The following is a 16,594-nucleotide window of genomic DNA, read 5'->3' on the forward strand; positions in this document are numbered from 1 at the left end:
TTTATTGTCTGACACGCCCTCATCGCGAGCAGGCTCACTCCTACAAGGCTTTGTGTCGGCTCATCTTTAAGGATATTTCCATGGGCTCAGGCTTCTTTTCTTCCTGGACATTCTGGGCCCTGCTCTCGGCGACTTTCGCCGCGCTGACGGCGATCTTCGCCAAGATCGGCATCGAAAACGTCAATTCCGACTTCGCTACCCTGCTGCGCACCATCGTGGTCCTGGTCAGCCTGGCCTTGATTTTGTACGCGACGGGCCAATATCAGTCATTGGGATCAATTTCCGCCAAGAGCTACTTGTTCCTGCTGTTATCTGGCCTGGGTACCGGCGCATCGTGGCTGTGTTACTTCCGCGCGCTGAAAGTCGGCCCGGCTTCGCTGGTCGCGCCAGTGGACAAGCTCAGCGTGGTACTGGTGGCGGTGCTCGGCGTGATCCTGCTGGGCGAGAAACTCGACCTGCGCCAATGGGGCGGCATCGGCCTGATCACCGCCGGTGTGGTAATGCTGGCGTTGCGTCGATAAGCAGGTTTCCCGCTGAACCTATCCCATTTTCCTACAGACAAAAGTACATGGCCTTATTGCTTCGATGGAGCTGAACCTAAGCTGTCAGGCAAAAGCCCGAAACACTCTCTCGCTAGCCAGTAACACTTCAGCTGTGCAACATGGCGCGCGTGTCTCCACAAACGGGAATTCCCTTTATGAAACGTTTTCTTAGCATCGCCATGGCGTTGTGCATCGGCCTGACGATGAGCCTCGACGCCAACGCCAAGCGCTTTGGTGGTGGCAAAAGCGCCGGCGCTGCGCCGACGCACCAGACCAGCCAGATGGCTCCTTCTTCCCCAGGCATGGGCGGCGCAGCAGCGACCGCTGGTGCAGCCGGCGCTGCCGGTGCCGCGGCCAAGGCTGGCGGCGCTTCTAAATGGCTCGGCCCTCTGGCCGGTATCGCCGCCGGTGGCCTGCTCGCGTCCATGTTCATGGGCGGCGGCTTCCAGGGCATGCAGATCTTCGACATCCTGATCATGGCCGTGATCGCGTTCGTGATCTTCCGCTTCATCGCTGCGCGTCGACGCAAGCAGCAGGAGCATCTGGCTCCGGCCGGCGCGCCGATGCAGCGTGAAGTCTTCGAGCAGAAGCCTGCCGCCATGGGTTCGATCTTCGGTGGTTCGGCCGCGCCGGTTGCCGCTCGTCCGGTGATCAACGCACCGGCCTGGTTCAACGAGCAGAACTTCCTTGCCGCTGCGCGCAGCCACTTCCAGTCGCTGCAGCAGCACTGGGACGCCAACGAAATGGACAAGATTGCTGAGTTCGTGACCCCGCAGATGCTCGACTTCCTCAAGCGTGAGCGTGCGGACCTGGGCGACGGCTTCCAGTCGACCTACATCGACAACCTGCAGGTGCAGCTGGACGGCGTGGATGATCGTGCCGACAAGACCATCGCCACCCTGACCTTCAGCGGCGTGTCGAAGACCTCGCGTTTCGACCAGGGCGAAGTGTTCAGCGAAAGCTGGAACATGGAACGTCCGCAGGGCGAAAACCAGCCTTGGCTGGTGGCCGGTATCCGCCAGAACGGCTGATCCCCATCGCGTTACGCATGTGGTAATGAAAACCCCGGCCTCGGCCGGGGTTTTCTATTTCGCAGTTGCATCTATAGCGAGCTACTGTATAAACCGGCCCATATAAACCGCGCCATTCAAGCAAGAGGATCCCGGACGTGGAAGAAATCATCGAACAACTGCGCGAAGCCAACGAACCCGTACCGGTTCCCCTGGAGTTGCCCGACGAAGACCAATTGGTGGAGATCGAAGAAGAACTCTTCATCAACATCCCGTTCGTCTTCAAAGAGTTTCTGCTGACCGTCAGCGACGTGGTGTACGGCAGCCTCGAGCCGGTGACCGTCACCGACCCGCAATCACACACTTACCTGCCGGATGTCGCGGCCAACGCCTGGGATGCTGGCGTACCGCGCGACCTGATCCCGATCTGCCAGGACGGCGACAACTACTACTGCGTCGAAGAAGACGGCACCGTGGTGCTGTGGTCCGGCGAAGAAGAGCTGATCACCGAAGAGTCCTGGGAGTCGGTGTGGCATTGGGCGCGGGATGTCTGGCTGGAGAGCTGATTAGCCGGATGCCCGGGCCGGTCAGTGCCCCGACGACTCCTTGTGGTTGTCGAGGGTTTCCAGCAGGGCCACCTGCATCCGCGTGTGCACGCGGATGAACCAGCGCCAGAGCAGCGCCGCCACGGCGGCCGCGACCACGGCGACCAGCACCAGCAACTTGTTGGTCGGCAGGATACTGGCCGACAAGGCTGCCAACGGCAGGAAGATCACCAGCAGCGAGAGGATCGGGATCACTTCGGAGATCACCCGACGCACTCGCTGCGTGTGACGCCCGGCCATCTCCGGCTTCACACCCATCTCCGCCAACAGCATCGACAACGCCTTGAGCTTGCGATACGCCGCAATCAGGAACGGCAGCGACAGCAGCAGCGCCCCGCCCCAGATCAACGCCTTCTGCCAGCTCGGATCAGTGATCCAGTCCTGCATCCACACCGACAACCGTCCGGCGAAGAACGCGCCGCTGAAGAAGATCGCGATCACCAGCGCCAGATTGACCCCGACCTGCAACAGGATCCGCCGGATCATCGCCGCCAGCATCGCACCCTCGCCTTGCGGTTGAATGCTGCGCAGCCATTCGCCATACATGCCGAACACCCGGCCCAGACGCTTGGGCACTGCCGCCGAGAGCTTGATCGACAGCGGATCGGCCGCACGGATCAGATACGGCGTCAGCAGCGTGGTGATCACCGACACCGCCACCGCAACGGGATAAAGGAAGTTGCTGGTGACCTGCAGCGTCATCCCGAGCGCGGCGATGATGAAGGAAAATTCGCCAATCTGTGACAGCCCCATCCCCACACGCAGTGAGGTGCGTCCGTCATTGCCGGCGATAAACGCCCCGAGGCCGCAGGACAACATCTTGCCGAGCACCACCGCCACGGTAATGACTGCAATCGGCCAGGCGTATTGCAGCAGGATCATAGGATCGAGCATCAGGCCGATGGCGACGAAGAAGATTGCACTGAACAGGTCGCGAACCGGCTCGATCAGCCGTTCGATCTTCAGCAGCTGCCGCGACTCGGCCATGATCGCGCCGATCAGGAAGGCGCCGAGCACCATGCTGTATTCAAGCTTGACCACCAGCAGGCAGAAGCCGAAACACAAGCCCAGCACGGTGATCAGCAGCATCTCGTTGCTTTCGAATTTGGCGACATACGCCAGCAGACGCGGTACCAGCAAAATGCCGACCACCAGCGCGACGATCATGAACAGCGACAGTTTGCCGACCGTGGAGAACACTTCGCCGGAGCTGACCGTGCCGCTGACCGCGATGCTCGACAGCAAGGCGATGATGCCAATGCCGAGGATGTCCTCGACGATCAGTACGCCGAAGATCAGCTGCGCAAAGCGCTCGTTTTTCATCTTCAGGTCGTTGAGCGCCTTGACGATGATGGTGGTTGAGGAGATGGCGAGGATTGCGCCGAGGAACAGCGAGTCCATGGTGTTCCAGTCGAACCAGCGACCGATCTCGTAGCCAATCCAGATCATCAGGACGATTTCAAGGAACGCTGCGATAAACGCCGTGGCCCCGACCTTGAACAACTTGCGCAGACTGAATTCCAGCCCGAGGCAGAACATCAGGAAGATCACCCCCAGCTCGGCGAGGGTCTTGATGGTTTCTTCGTCGTGGATCAGGCCGAACGGCGGTGTGTGCGGGCCGATGATGAAACCGGCGACGATGTAACCGAGCACCACCGGCTGCTTGAAGCGGTGAAACAGCACGGTGACCACACCTGCGACCAACATGATCACTGCCAGATCCTGAATAAAGCTGATGGCATGCATGGTGTGGGCTCCTTGTATGACGTGACCCGCCGTCAGACTTCAGAAAGGTCTGAGCGAGCTGGGTAAAAATCCGCTTTTCGTGTAGGAATTGCCCTTGGGCAGGGCCTTTTGCAGGTTAACACCGCGACTTCCGGCTGGAAGGCGGTGCAATATAAGGAAACAGATCGGTCGTGGCGTGACGGCAGCCAGTCGTCTGGCGTCCCGATAACGGTGCTTTTGAAAAAACCACCAGGCACCCGCAGAGGTGCGTCCAGCCATCCAGCCTTGATCCGTGAGAACGTTATGGAACCCGGAAACGCCCAACTGTCGATGACGGTATTGATGACCCCCGACATGGCCAACTTCTCTGGCAATGTCCACGGCGGTACCCTGCTCAAATACCTCGACGAAGTGGCCTACGCCTGCGCGAGCCGCTATGCCGGCCGCTACGTTGTAACGCTGTCGGTGGATCAGGTGATTTTCCGGGAGCCGATCCATGTCGGCGAACTGGTGACCTTCCTCGCGTCGGTCAACTACACCGGCAACACCTCGATGGAAGTCGGCATCAAAGTGGTGACCGAAAACATCCGCGAGCGCTCGGTGCGCCACACCAACAGCTGCTTCTTCACCATGGTCGCGGTGGATGACCAGCGCAAACCGGCCCCCGTGCCGCCGCTGCAACCGCAGAACAGCGAAGACAAGCGTCGCTACATGCAGGCGCAGCAGCGTCGGCAGATTCGTCAGGAGCTGGAAAAGCGTTATCAGGAGATCAAGGGCGACGCCTGATCAGCCCTTTGGCATGATGTCGCTTTACAGATCGCCTTCGCGAGCAAGCCCGCTCCCACATTGAATCGCAGTCCTCCCATGAGAACGCGGTCGAAGGTGGGAGCGGGCTTGCTCGCGAATGGGTGTAACGCGGTCTTACAGACTGATCGCCGTCGCCTCAAACTTCACCCGCGGATGCGCGATCCGGTCCTGCGCTCGCACCAGTTGCAGCTCGTAACTGGCACACGCCTGGGTTTCCAGCAGCACCTCATGCACCGCCGCTGCGGTGAACTCAAACGCCGCCACCAGACTGTCGCCGAGCAGTACCCGCGCGAGGAACAGCCCGGACGTCAGATCGCCGACACCCACTGGCTGACGCGGAAACGCCAGTAGCGGACGGCGCAGGTGCCAGCTTTCGTCGGCGGTCACCAACAACATCTCGAAACCGTCCGCCGGCTTGCCCGGATAATCCAGATGCTTGACCAGCACCGCTTTCGGCCCACGTGCCAGCAACGCCCGAGCCATCGCCAGACAATCGAACAGCGACTGCGGCTTGCGCCCGGAGAAGCTGTCCAGCTCCAGTTGGTTCGGGCACATGATGTCCGCCACCGCAGCGGCTTCTTCCAGCAGGAAATCGCTGACTTCGGCCGGCACACTGCAGCCCTTCTCCGGATGACCCATCACCGGGTCGCACAGGTACAACGCCTTCGGATTGACCGACTTGATGCGCTCGACGCCACTGAGAATTGCCCGGCCCTGCGCCGCGCTGCCCAGATAACCGGAAAGCACGGCGTCGCAATTGCCCAGCTCGCCAATGGCGGCAATGCCTTCGACCAGTTCGGGGATCTGGTGCGGCGCCAGCACTTCACCGGCCCACTGCCCGTACTGGGTGTGATTGGAAAACTGCACGGTGTTGAGCGGCCAGACATTCACCCCGACCCGCTGCATCGGAAACACGGCGGCGCTGTTGCCGGCGTGGCCGAAGACCACATGGGACTGAATGGCGAGCAGATGAGGCGTACGTTTCATTCGGGTTATTCCGTAAAACGATTGAAATTCAAGCCGCGCAGTATGCGACGAAACACAGCCTGTACGACAGACCGGCGACGCAGTTAAGCTGAGCTTATCTTTTGGAGTTTCCTGTTGATGCTGACCCTCGAAAACATCTTCGTGCTGATGCTGTTCGCCGCTGCCGGCGCATGGTTATGGCACAACCACGGCTTGCGCGAGCGGGCGCTGGAGCGGGTCAAGCAGCATTGCATCAACGTCGGCGTCGAACTGCTGGACGGTAACGTCGCGTTGAAAAAAATCGGTTTGATCAAGGATGCCAGCGGGCGGCGGCGCCTGGCCCGGGTCTATAACTTCGAGTTCACCGTGACCGGCGAAACCCGGCACAACGGCACCATTACCCAGTTTGGCGCGCACAGCGCACAGATCGAACTGGCGCCCTACCCGGCGCCGTTCGACGATACGCCGCCGGTGGTCGAAGTTACCCGCCCACGGGCCGAAGTGATCGAACTGAGCCAGTGGCGGCAGGAACACAATAAGTGGAAGCCTTGAGCTAACCCGCCTGCACCCGGCATTGCGTCAGGCCTGACTGCAAAGCATCGATACGTTGTGCATCGGCAAAGATCAGCTCTATACGTGAATCCCGTCGCCACTCACTCGGTTGCCAATCCAGTTCGGCGTTATCCACCGCATTGGCCGACACCCAGCCCTCGGCGCTGTGGATAACCAGTTTGGCCCGCCGCCAGTCCAGGCTCTGCAGCCATTGGCTCAGACGTTGCGTATCGAACGTCTGTCCAGGGTGCCAACGCCAGCCGATGCTCCAACCGCCCTCCTGTGCCTGACTCAGGCAGATCGGCACGGCCGGATCGCTCCAGAGCGCCGGAATCGGTCCCGCCCCCTGAGGCACGACGAGGTTATCCACACCCGCCATTGCTTGCGCCGTGACACCCGGCAACTCGCGTAAAGGCAGTTGCGCCTGCTGCGTCCAGATCAGTTTGACTGCCGGCAAACGCTCGGCGATGGTCTGCCGTGCAGCCTCATCCAGACTTTCTGCCTTGTTCAGCAACAGCAGGCCGGCGCTGGCCAAAGCCTCCTGCTGAGCGGTCGGCAAGGCTTTCCCGGCGGCCAGCGCCTGGGCATCCAGCACTAACACGCAGGGCTGCAGCGCCAGCACACCCAACCACGGCGCCTCGCCTAACTGCTTGAGCAATTGCGCCGGATGGCCCAGTCCGGACGGCTCGATGAGCAGCCGATCCGGCCTGGCCTTGCGCAGCAAACGGCCGAGGCCGATCTGAAACGGCGCTCCATTCACGCAACACAGACACCCTCCGGCGACTTCGCCCAGTGCGATACCATCGGCGTCGCGGGTCAGCAACGCAGCATCGAGGCCGATCTGACCGAACTCGTTGATCAGCACCGCCCATCGCTCGCCGTCCGGCCGTTGGGCCATGAGCTGGCGAATGAGGCTGGTCTTGCCAGCGCCCAAAGGGCCGGCGATGACATGGGTAGGAATGTTCTGCAACATGACTGGGCGTTTTCTGAGGGGATTGGACATGCGTTGGATGGGATGGTCGTTGCTGTTGACGCTGCTGTCGAGCGAAGCATGGGCCCAGGCTTGCGTGGTGCACAGCCAGGGCGAGCGGCTCGACGTCAAAGTCTGCCAGCAGAACCGCAATATTCCCGAGAAGCTGTTCAGCGACGGCTTCTGCCAACCGACCCTGGCCGGGCAGAAAGTCGAGGTGCAGTACGTCGATCAATGCCCGAGCGGCGCGTTCGGCGTGTGCAGCAACGCGCAAGTCGCCAATATGCCCTATCGCCAGGATATCCACTATTACGGCGTCGCCTCCGACGCGGCGTATTTGCAGCCGTACTGCGAAGGCCAGAGCCAGGGCAAGTGGCTCAAACCTTGAGCCGTCAGCCGAGCCAGTCGAGAGTCAGCAGCAGCCGTCGTTCGCCCGGCCCCGGTTGCGGAGAACGATGAATCAGGCCGAAGCCTTCGTTGCCGTGCCACTTCTCACCTTTCAATAACGCCACGTCACCACGCTTGAGTTGCTGGATTTGACTCATGCCGTACGGCTCAGCGTTGGCCTGGCCCAATTGCTCGCGATCCATCACGCCCTCCTTGAGCCATTGGCTGCCAATCCCGGCATAGGTGGTGATCAAGCGCACCGGCACATGATCGACATGGAAGCGTGGGCACATGGCTTTGTCCAACACCCGCAGGCGCAAACCGATGCGGCGAGCGCCCAGCAGACAGGCGAAGGCACTCACCAGCCATTGCAGGTCCGCGATGAAGCCCTCGTAGCCTTGCAGATCACGGAACCCGGCGGCCAGTCCTTGCAGATCAGGGTCGGCGTCTTCATTCGGCAATTCGATGCACAGTGATTCCGCCAAAGGCTCGTTGAGCGAGAGCAGCAACTCTGCGAAATCGGCGATGTGCAGCGGCATTTGACGCTGCCAGACCGCGAGATTGACGTCGTCTTCGAGGATTCGCGCCAGCGTTTTCGGCGTCGCCCCCTGATGCTGATGGCGCACCCGGTTTTGCTGCAGTTTGAGCGCAAGCATCAGGCGGCCTCTTCGTGCCAAGGGCCGAACGGGTCCGGCAGCCTGCGCCAACCATCTGCGCCAATGGCCATTTCTTCATCAGTCAGCAGGCAGGCGTCGAGCTCCGACTTGAGCTGTACGAAGTCGATGTTCTGGCCGATGAATACCAGCTCCTGACGACAATCTCCAACGCTCGGTGTCCAGTTCTCCATGATCGCTGCGGTACTTTCCTGATCCTGCGGCCATTGGTTTTTCGGCACGAAACGCCACCAGCGACCGGCGAAACCATGGCGCATCAAACCGCCGGCCTGCGACCAACTGCCTGCGTCGGAGGGTTTGCTGGCGAGCCAGAAGAAGCCTTTGGAGCGCAGCAGTTTGCCGTTCGGCCATGGACGATCGATGAAGTCGAAAAAGCGCTGCGGATGGAACGGGCGACGTGCGCGGTAGGCCGTCGAGGCGATGCCGTATTCCGTGGTTTCCGGCACGTGCTCACCACGCAATTCCTGCAACCAGCCCGGGGCCTGAGCGGCTTTCTCGAAATCGAAACGCCCGGTGTTGAGGATCTTCTCTAGCGGCACCTCGCCCATCACCATCGGGATGATTTCCGCCTGGGCGTTGAGGCGTTTGAGGATGGCCATCAGCTCTTCGCGCTCCTGGCGGCTGATGAGGTCGATCTTGCTGATCAGCAGTACATCGGCGAACTCGATTTGTTCGATCAGCAGATCGGTGATCGAGCGTTCATCTTCATCGCCCAGTGTCTCGCCGCGGGACGCGAGGCTCTCGGCAGCCTGATAGTCGAGGAGGAAATTCACACCGTCGACTACCGTGACCATGGTGTCGAGCCGCGCGACGTCAGCAAGGCTCTGGCCCTGCTCATCGCGGAAGGTAAACGTTTCGGCGACCGGCAGCGGTTCGGAAATCCCGGTGGATTCGATGAGCAGGTAATCGAATCTTCCTTCGCGGGCGAGTTTGCTGACTTCTTCGAGCAAGTCTTCGCGTAACGTACAGCAGATACAACCGTTGCTCATCTCCACCAGCTTTTCTTCCGCACGATTCAGGCTGACATCACGCTGGACTTCGCCGCCATCAATGTTGATCTCACTCATATCGTTAACGATGACCGCAACACGCAAGCCTTCTCGATTACGTAGTACGTAATTCAAAAGTGTACTTTTTCCGGCGCCGAGAAAGCCCGATAGAACGGTCACGGGAAGCGGTGATGACATTGGATAATCCTCATCATGTGGTGGCCGATGTGCGTTTTGGCCTGGTTTGGCGTAGCGCACCGCGCTCTAGAGCTTCAAAACAGCGATATGGCAGAAGCAGACGCTTGAAATCGGCGAGCTCAGGCTCAATTCAATTTTATGTTATAGTATAACAACACGAATAAGCCAGTCCTGCTCTTGTCCGAAACGATGAAGAGCAGGAAGCTGTGTACGCAATCCGCCCATCGAGAACCGCGATGAAAGATGCCATGAAATGCTCGCTGCTGAGTCTCGCGTTGCTGTCGGGAGCCAACGCGTGGGGGCAAATTCCCGCGCTCGCCAACTGCACACGCAGCGCCAATCTGCTGGCCTGCATCGATGCGCAGGGCAATACCTACAGCGTAAACACGGTGGGCAGCACGATTTACCTGCGTGGCTTTGAAAAGGACGGCAATCGCTACTGGGCACAGACCAACAGTCGTTTCGGCCAGCTGACGTTCTTCACCGGGCTCGCCTCTGACGGCGAAGCCTGGGTTGGCTACACCCGTCGCGTTGGCTGGACGACAATCAATCGCTTTTCCAGCTCTGGCGGCAGCAGCGCCAAGTTCACCTGCAGTCGGATCACCGGCTGCTAAACCTGCGCTTCTTGCTGCTCCTGCTGCCAGGCGATGTAGCTATCTACTGGCGGATTCTTCTGGAAGTAACGCTGCAGCCCTTCGAATAAACCATCCGCCACGGCCTGCTGATGTCGAGGCGTGACCAGGCGCTGGCTGTCACGGGCGTTGGAAATGAAGCCGGTTTCCACCAGAATCGACGGCACGTCCGGCGACTTCAGCACGGCAAACCCTGCCTGCTCCACGCGCTTCTGATGCAGCGTGGTAATGCCCGCCAGACTGCCGAGAACGGTGCTGCCGAGTTGCAAACTGGCGGCAATGGTGGCGTTCATCGACATGTCGAGAATCACGCCGGCGAGCATCGGATCCTTGTCCTTAAGGTTGAGCAGACTGGTCGCGCCCAGCAGATCCGCGCCGTTCTCCCGCTGTGCCATGAAGCGTGCAGTTGCTGACGTCGCACCACCTTCAGACAAGCAATACACAGATGCTCCCGTCGCGGTAAGACGCGGCGCCGCATCGGCGTGCACCGAAATAAACATGTCGGCCTTGTGCTGACGTGCGATGTCCACACGCTTGCGCAGCGGCACGAAGAAGTCGTCATTGCGCACCAGTTTTACGTCGAAGCCTTTCTCCCTTTTCAGGCGTTTGGCGAGCAACTGAGCGATGGCAAGAACCACATCTTTTTCCCGCTCACCCTTGGCGCCAACCGCACCTGGGTCTTTCCCGCCGTGCCCGGGATCAACGACAACGATGATGTCGCGCTTGGGGTGAGCCTGATTCGAGGGTGTTTCACGTGGAACCATTGCCGGACTTGATGCCTGTTTGGCGTTTACCAGATCAAGCACCAAGCGGTGCCCTTGGCCATCTTGAGGCGCCAAAAGGAAGCTGCTCAATAGCACCGGATGGTTCAGATCGAGAACGATCCGTGTATCACCCTGACCAAAGCGCCCTGATCGAATCGAATGAATAGCTGTATCGACAAGCGTCAATTGACTGAAATCGCCACTCAAACTCGCCCCGGAAAGGTCGATGATCAAGCGTTCTGGAGCGCTCAGGGAGAAGGTTTTGTAGCGCACCGGACCGCTCAGATCGAACACCAATCTGAGCTTGTCATCCGAACGCCAGAGGCGTGCATTGCGAATTTGTGTAGCCGAAACGGTGAAGGGAAAAACCAAAGCCGTGCTGGCCACAAGCAGGTTGAGCAGATGACGTCGGTGCATATGAAAGCCTGTTCATGAAAAAGGCATCGTGATTTGAATTGTTATAATGTAACATCTAATTCAATCAACACGATGGTTCCGAACATGAATTCGCTGACACTTCCGGATATTGCGACTCAAGCCGCTCGGCAGGCGTTACCGCTTGATTGGGTGGGAATGTGCGGCATTGCTCTGCCTGTTTTATTGCAATGCCAACGTCTGAGCGCAAAAGCTGATGCAGGCGTGAGTCTCGATGATGGCGAGGCGCGCGGCATTCACATGTCGCGGCTATATCTCGCACTGGCGGCACTTGAGCGGCAGGACCTCTCTCCCTCTCTATTGCGCCAGGTTCTCGAGGAATTTCTGGTCAGCCATGACGGTTTATCCAACAGCGCCTACCTGAAAATCCACTGCGAGGTGCTGCTGAAAAGGCCTGCGTTAGTCAGTCCTCTAGCGGGTTGGAAGAGCTACCCAGTGAGCATTTCAGCGAGTCTGAAAAACCAAATGTTCCACGTGGAACTTAAAATCGAGGTGCCCTACTCCTCAACTTGCCCCTGCTCAGCAGCGCTGGCGCGACAGTTGATTCAGCAGCAATTCATCGATGACTTCGCCAACAAGCCACTGCAACATGCCGAAGTTTTGGCTTGGCTAGGATCAAACCAAGGCATTGTCGCCACCCCGCACAGCCAACGCAGCACCGCGCAATTGCATATGCACCTCGACGAGTTCATCGACGAGCTACCTCTGAGCGTCATCATCAATGATGCCGAAGCGGCACTCGGCACCGCCGTACAAACCGCCGTGAAACGCGCCGACGAACAAGCCTTCGCTCTGGCCAATGGGCAAAATCTGATGTTCTGCGAAGACGCCGCGCGACGACTCAATTTGGCCCTGCGCCGCTCCCCCGGCGTCAGTGGTTTCCACCTGCGGGTGATCCACGCCGAAAGCCTGCACGCCCACGACGCTGTCGCGGAAAGCCACTGGCACCGAGAACTCGCATGATCCGTTGCCAAACTCTGACTTGGGGCGCACCCGGCCAACCACTGACTTCGCCACTGACGCTCTCGCTGGAACACGGCAGCCTCAGCGCCATCATCGGCGCCAACGGCTGCGGTAAGAGCAGCTTGCTGAAAGTCATCGCCGGATTGCTGAAGCCGCTATCGGGAAAAGTCGCACTGGGTGTTCCACGCCAGGGCGGCCTGGCGTTCCTGCCGCAACAGCAACACCTCGACCGGCAGTTCCCCATCAGCCTCGAAGAACTGGTAGCCGCGGGTTTCTGGGGGCGTCGATTGTCGACGCAACTGCGCGCACAACGACTCGTTAACGCCCTGGAAAATTGGCACTTGAGCGGATTGGAAAAACGTCCGCTGATGGCCCTTTCCGGTGGCGAGTTGCAGCGCGCCCTGCTCGCCCGCTTGAGTCTGACCGACGCCCAATTGCTGCTGCTCGACGAACCCCACGCAGCTCTCGATGAACTGGGCCAGCAGTTACTCTGGCAACACATCCATGCCTGGCACTCCGAAGGACGAACACTGCTGATGGTCTGCCATGACCTCGCCGCCGTCCGCCAACACATCCCGCAGACACTGCTGATCAAAAACCGCGAATGCGTGTTCGGACCCAGTGCCGAACTGATCCAGCAAACACCCGATATGCAGGTGGCCTGATGCTCACCGTCGCCCACCTCTGGCAACCGTTCAGCGAGTTCGTGTTCATGCGCCGAGCGCTGCTCGGCGGACTGGTATTGGCCTGTAGCACAGCGCCGCTCGGTGTGTTCCTGATTCTGCGGCGCATGAGCCTGATCGGTGACGCCGTCGCCCACGGCATCCTTCCCGGCGCAGCATTGGGCTTCTGGTTCGCCGGTCTGAGTCTGCCCGCGTTGACCTTCGGTGGTCTGGGCGCCGGCCTGGGCATGGCCGGTCTCGCCGCCTGGATCACCCGTCGCACCGGTCTGCGCGAAGACGCTAGCCTCGCGGCGATCTATCCGATCTCACTCGCCAGCGGCGTGCTGATTCTTGGCATTGCCGGCAAGCGCCTGGACCTGCTGCACTTGCTGTTCGGCTCAGCGCTCGCCGTCGACGGTCCGACCCTCAATGGAATGTTGTGGGTGTCGGGACTGAGTCTGGTCGCCATGGCCTTGATCTACAAACCGCTGCTGCTCGATACCCTCGACCCATTATTCCTGCAAACCGTCAGCCGCCTCGGCCCTCTCGCCCACGGTGTGTTCCTGACCTTGGTGGTGCTCAATCTGGTGATCGGTTTCCAGGCCATCGGCGCCTTGATGGTGGTCGGCCTGATGATGCTGCCCGCCGCCGCGTCACGGTTCTGGAGTCGTCGCCTGCCGAGCCTGATTGCCATCTCGGTGCTTATCGGCTGCGTCTCGGTGTGGTGCGGATTGCTGATCTCGTTCTACTACTCGCTGCCGAGCGGTCCGGCGATCGTGCTGGTCGCCGGCATGGGTTATCTGCTGTCCGTGGTGTTCGGACCGGTGCACGGTTTGCTGCACCGCCCGCCTTTGCTCACATCCCAATGAGGTGTTTCCCGATGCGCGCTCTACTCGTGTTGTTCGGCCTGCTGCTGTCGATGTCGTTGTCGGCGGCGGAAAAATTGCCGGTGGTCACCAGCTTCAGCATCCTTGCCGACATGGTTCATCAGGTGGGGGGCGAGCATATTCAGATCACCAATATGGTCGGCCCGGACGCCGATGCCCACACGTATGAACCGACACCCGATGACGCCAAAGCGTTGCTAAAGGCCAAACTGATCATCAAGAACGGCTTGGGTTTCGAGCCTTGGCTTGATCGTCTGGTGACCAGCACCGACACCAGAGCCCCCATCATCAGTGCCAGTCATGGCGTGATTCCACGCTCGCTGGAGGAAGACGGCGAGACCATTCCCGACCCGCACGCCTGGCACAACCTGGCCAACACCGAGCTGTACATCGCCAACATCACCAAGGCGCTGATCGCCGCTGATCCGGCGAACATGGCCGACTACCAACGCAACAGCCAGACCTACCTGAAACAGATCTACACCCTGCTCGCTGAAGCCAAGGCCAAGCTCGGCTCGCTGCCACCGGGCAATCGCAAGATCGTCACCAGCCACGATGCCTTCGGTTATCTCGGGCAGGCCTACGGCATCGACTTCATGGCGCCGCAAGGTCTGTCCACCGAGCGTGAACCGTCAGCCGCCGAAGTCGCCGCACTGATTACCCAAATCCGTCAGGCCAAGGTCAAAGCGGTGTTCATGGAAAACATCAAGGACGCGCGCCTGCTCAAGCAGATCGCCGAGGAAAGCGGCGCGCACATCGGCGGCACGTTGTACTCCGATGCCCTCGCCGCCAGTGGCCCGGCCAGCACCTTTATCGGACTGTTCGAATACAACCTCAACACCCTTTATGACGCACTGAGCCAGCCATGATCCGCAAAAATCCTTCCGGCGATCTGCCGCAAATTGCCGAGTCGGCCTACGTCGATAAAACCGCGATCATCTGCGGCAAGGTGGTCATTGGCGAGAACGTGTTCGTCGGTCCCTACGCCGTGATTCGCGCCGATGAAGTAGACGCTTCGGGCACGATGGAGCCGATCACCATCGGCGCCAATTCGAACATCCAGGACGGCGTGGTGATCCATTCCAAATCCGGCGCCGCGGTGACCATCGGCGAATTCACCTCGATCGCTCACCGCTCGATCGTGCACGGCCCGTGCGTAGTCGGCGACCGGGTGTTCATCGGTTTCAACAGTGTGCTGTTCAATTGCGTGGTCGGTGACGGCTGTGTGGTGCGGCACAACTCGGTGGTCGATGGCCGCGATTTGCCGGATGCGTTCTACGTGCCCTCCACCACCCGCATCGGCCCCAATACCGACCTCTCGCAGTTCCCGCCGGTGAGTGTCAGCGCCTCGGAGTTTTCCGAAGACGTGGCACGCACCAATGTCGATCTGGTGCGCGGCTACAAAGCCTTGCAGAACGAGTTCTGAACCATGAGCAGCGTGCTGATTCGCAACGCCAGGCTGGTCAACGAAGGGTGCGAGTTCGACGGCGATCTGTTGGTCAGCCATGGCCGCATCGTCAAGATCGCGCGCAGCATCGACGGTGAAAATGCGCGTGTGGAAATCGACGCCAACGGTCAATGGTTGTTACCGGGGATGATTGATGACCAGGTGCATTTTCGCGAGCCGGGGGCGCCGGCCAAGGGCTGCATCCACACCGAATCGCGCGCAGCGGTGGCGGGCGGCATCACCAGTTTCATGGACATGCCCAACACCCAGCCGGCCACCCTCACCCTCGAAGCGCTGGCGGATAAAAAGCGTCGGGCGGCGATCAACTCTGTGGCCAACTACGGCTTTCATTTCGGTGTGAGCCGGCACAACCTCGACACCGTCGCCGCACTCAACCCCTGCGAAGTGGCCGGGGTCAAAGTGTTCATGGGCGCGTCCACCGGCAACATGTTGGTGGACGATCCGAGGACTCTCGAGCGTTTATTCGCCGAAGTGCCGACAATACTGCTGGCGCATTGCGAACACACGCCGAGCATCGAGGCCAATGCAGCACGTCTGCGCGAACGCCTCGGCGAACACCTGCCAGCGAGTATCCATGCACTGATTCGCGATGCCGAGGCTTGCTACCGCTCCTCTTCGCTGGCGGTGGAACTGGCCAGACGTCACGGCACCCGCCTGCACGTTTTACACCTGACCACCGCTCGCGAACTCGAGTTGTTCGAGGACAAGCCGCTCGCACAGAAACACATCACGGCCGAAGTCTGCCTGCATCATCTGCTGTTTGATGACCGCGACTATCCGGCCCTCGGCAACCTGATCAAATGCAATCCGGCGATCAAGACCCAAGCCGACCGCGATGCCTTGCGCGCGGCGCTGCTGAGCAATCGCCTGGACGTGATCGGCAGCGATCACGCACCGCATACCTGGGCAGAAAAACAGCGCCCGTATGCCGAAGCGCCGTCCGGTTTGCCACTGGTGCAACACGCTTTGCCGGCGCTACTGGAACTGGTGGCCGATGGCGTGCTGCCGATCACCACGTTGGTGGCGAAGACCAGCCATCGGGTGGCGGATCTGTTTGCGATTCCGGATCGGGGTTATTTACGCGAGGGGTATTGGGCGGATCTGGTGCTGGTTGAGCCCTTGGCTCTTGAGGTGTCGCGGCAACCGATTCTGTCGCAATGCGGGTGGACGCCGTTTGCTGACAAGACTTTTCGCTATCGGGTGAATACCACGTGGGTGTCGGGGCAGATCGCCTGGCGGGAGCAGCGTATCAACGAAGGATGTCAGGGGCTGGCGCTGCGATTCATGCGGTGACAACCAAGACGCCTTCGCGAGCAAGCCCGCTCCCACAAGGATTGTGCTGTCCCCTGTGGGAGCGG

Annotated in this window: 19 protein-coding genes; 13 read left to right on the forward strand and 6 right to left on the reverse strand. The window is 60.2% G+C overall.

Annotated features, from left to right (window positions below; genetic code table 11):
- Positions 1-80 precede the first annotated feature (80 nt).
- From KCG87_RS02705 to KCG87_RS02715, 3 genes are all read left to right on the forward strand, one after another.
- Positions 81-521, forward strand: a complete 441-nt coding sequence (locus KCG87_RS02705) for an EamA family transporter (protein ID WP_027610340.1) — start codon at positions 81-83, stop codon at positions 519-521.
- A 176-nt stretch (positions 522-697) separates the two neighbouring features.
- Positions 698-1,573: a Tim44 domain-containing protein gene (locus KCG87_RS02710; protein WP_007962237.1), complete on the forward strand. Its 876-nt coding sequence runs from the start codon at positions 698-700 to the stop codon at positions 1,571-1,573.
- 137 nt (positions 1,574-1,710) lie between these two features.
- Entirely contained in the window at positions 1,711-2,118 is a 408-nt protein-coding gene (locus tag KCG87_RS02715; RefSeq protein WP_024164487.1) for an SMI1/KNR4 family protein, read from the forward strand.
- A gap of 21 nt (positions 2,119-2,139) precedes the next feature.
- Here KCG87_RS02715 and KCG87_RS02720 read toward each other — a convergent pair whose 3' ends face one another.
- Positions 2,140-3,903 (reverse strand): cation:proton antiporter, encoded by a 1,764-nt coding sequence (locus tag KCG87_RS02720; RefSeq protein ID WP_210556269.1) that lies wholly within the window; start codon positions 3,901-3,903, stop codon positions 2,140-2,142.
- Positions 3,904-4,185: 282 nt separating this feature from the next.
- On the opposite strand from KCG87_RS02720, the gene KCG87_RS02725 reads away from it, so the two are divergent.
- Positions 4,186-4,668 carry an acyl-CoA thioesterase gene (locus KCG87_RS02725; protein WP_041073853.1) on the forward strand — a complete coding sequence of 161 codons (483 nt, stop codon included), beginning with the start codon at positions 4,186-4,188 and terminating at the stop codon, positions 4,666-4,668.
- A 135-nt stretch (positions 4,669-4,803) separates the two neighbouring features.
- Here the strand turns inward: KCG87_RS02725 and pdxY are convergent, their stop codons facing one another.
- Positions 4,804-5,676: a pyridoxal kinase PdxY gene (gene pdxY / locus KCG87_RS02730; protein ID WP_027610337.1), complete on the reverse strand. Its 873-nt coding sequence runs from the start codon at positions 5,674-5,676 to the stop codon at positions 4,804-4,806.
- A gap of 117 nt (positions 5,677-5,793) precedes the next feature.
- Here pdxY and KCG87_RS02735 point away from each other — a divergent pair, with 117 nt between their 5' ends.
- On the forward strand, positions 5,794-6,207 hold the full coding sequence (locus KCG87_RS02735) for a DUF3301 domain-containing protein (RefSeq protein WP_025112628.1): 414 nt from the start codon (positions 5,794-5,796) through the stop codon (positions 6,205-6,207).
- A 1-nt stretch (position 6,208) separates the two neighbouring features.
- On the opposite strand, the gene KCG87_RS02740 is transcribed toward KCG87_RS02735, so the two are convergent.
- Positions 6,209-7,180: a CobW family GTP-binding protein gene (locus KCG87_RS02740; RefSeq protein ID WP_098966362.1), complete on the reverse strand. Its 972-nt coding sequence runs from the start codon at positions 7,178-7,180 to the stop codon at positions 6,209-6,211.
- A gap of 28 nt (positions 7,181-7,208) precedes the next feature.
- Between KCG87_RS02740 and KCG87_RS02745 the strand changes: the two genes are divergently transcribed.
- Positions 7,209-7,565, forward strand: coding sequence for a hypothetical protein (locus KCG87_RS02745; protein ID WP_027610335.1), 357 nt, complete (start codon positions 7,209-7,211; stop codon positions 7,563-7,565).
- A 4-nt stretch (positions 7,566-7,569) separates the two neighbouring features.
- Here the strand turns inward: KCG87_RS02745 and KCG87_RS02750 are convergent, their stop codons facing one another.
- Together KCG87_RS02750 and zigA are read right to left on the reverse strand one after the other, a co-directional pair.
- The gene (locus KCG87_RS02750) at positions 7,570-8,220 is read right to left on the reverse strand and encodes a DUF1826 domain-containing protein (protein WP_210556267.1); all 651 of its coding nucleotides are present in this window, start codon (positions 8,218-8,220) and stop codon (positions 7,570-7,572) included.
- Positions 8,220-9,425, reverse strand: a complete 1,206-nt coding sequence (gene zigA / locus KCG87_RS02755; RefSeq protein WP_210556265.1) for a zinc metallochaperone GTPase ZigA — start codon at positions 9,423-9,425, stop codon at positions 8,220-8,222. Before zigA ends, KCG87_RS02750 begins: the two co-directional genes overlap by 1 nt.
- Before the next feature lie 236 nt (positions 9,426-9,661).
- On the opposite strand from zigA, the gene KCG87_RS02760 reads away from it, so the two are divergent.
- Positions 9,662-10,039, forward strand: a complete 378-nt coding sequence (locus KCG87_RS02760) for a glutamine synthetase (RefSeq protein WP_098966365.1) — start codon at positions 9,662-9,664, stop codon at positions 10,037-10,039.
- Here KCG87_RS02760 and KCG87_RS02765 read toward each other — a convergent pair.
- Positions 10,036-11,238, reverse strand: a complete 1,203-nt coding sequence (locus KCG87_RS02765) for an N-acetylmuramoyl-L-alanine amidase (protein ID WP_210556264.1) — start codon at positions 11,236-11,238, stop codon at positions 10,036-10,038. The two genes, KCG87_RS02760 and KCG87_RS02765, sit on opposite strands and share 4 nt — an antisense overlap.
- 84 nt (positions 11,239-11,322) lie before the next feature.
- Between KCG87_RS02765 and folE2 the strand changes: the two genes are divergently transcribed.
- From folE2 to KCG87_RS02795, 6 genes are read left to right on the forward strand one after another with little or no spacing between them, the layout of a single operon-like run.
- Positions 11,323-12,219 (forward strand): GTP cyclohydrolase FolE2, encoded by an 897-nt coding sequence (folE2, locus tag KCG87_RS02770; RefSeq protein WP_210556263.1) that lies wholly within the window; start codon positions 11,323-11,325, stop codon positions 12,217-12,219.
- The gene (locus KCG87_RS02775; protein ID WP_210556262.1) at positions 12,216-12,884 is read left to right on the forward strand and encodes a metal ABC transporter ATP-binding protein; all 669 of its coding nucleotides are present in this window, start codon (positions 12,216-12,218) and stop codon (positions 12,882-12,884) included. The genes folE2 and KCG87_RS02775 overlap by 4 nt, the downstream gene beginning before the upstream one ends.
- Positions 12,884-13,750: a metal ABC transporter permease gene (locus tag KCG87_RS02780; protein WP_134785041.1), complete on the forward strand. Its 867-nt coding sequence runs from the start codon at positions 12,884-12,886 to the stop codon at positions 13,748-13,750. The genes KCG87_RS02775 and KCG87_RS02780 overlap by 1 nt, the downstream gene beginning before the upstream one ends.
- Positions 13,751-13,761: 11 nt before the next feature.
- On the forward strand, positions 13,762-14,637 hold the full coding sequence (locus KCG87_RS02785; protein ID WP_134785042.1) for a metal ABC transporter substrate-binding protein: 876 nt from the start codon (positions 13,762-13,764) through the stop codon (positions 14,635-14,637).
- Positions 14,634-15,194 carry a carbonate dehydratase gene (locus KCG87_RS02790; RefSeq protein ID WP_041073832.1) on the forward strand — a complete coding sequence of 187 codons (561 nt, stop codon included), beginning with the start codon at positions 14,634-14,636 and terminating at the stop codon, positions 15,192-15,194. Before KCG87_RS02785 ends, KCG87_RS02790 begins: the two co-directional genes overlap by 4 nt.
- Positions 15,195-15,197: 3 nt before the next feature.
- A complete protein-coding gene (locus tag KCG87_RS02795) occupies positions 15,198-16,529 on the forward strand; it encodes a dihydroorotase (protein ID WP_210556260.1) in 1,332 nt (443 codons plus the stop codon).
- The last annotated feature ends 65 nt before the right edge of the window (positions 16,530-16,594 follow it).

It is taken from the genome of Pseudomonas sp. MWU347, assembly GCF_017947305.1.
In the GTDB taxonomy this organism is placed as follows: domain Bacteria; phylum Pseudomonadota; class Gammaproteobacteria; order Pseudomonadales; family Pseudomonadaceae; genus Aquipseudomonas; species Aquipseudomonas putida_A.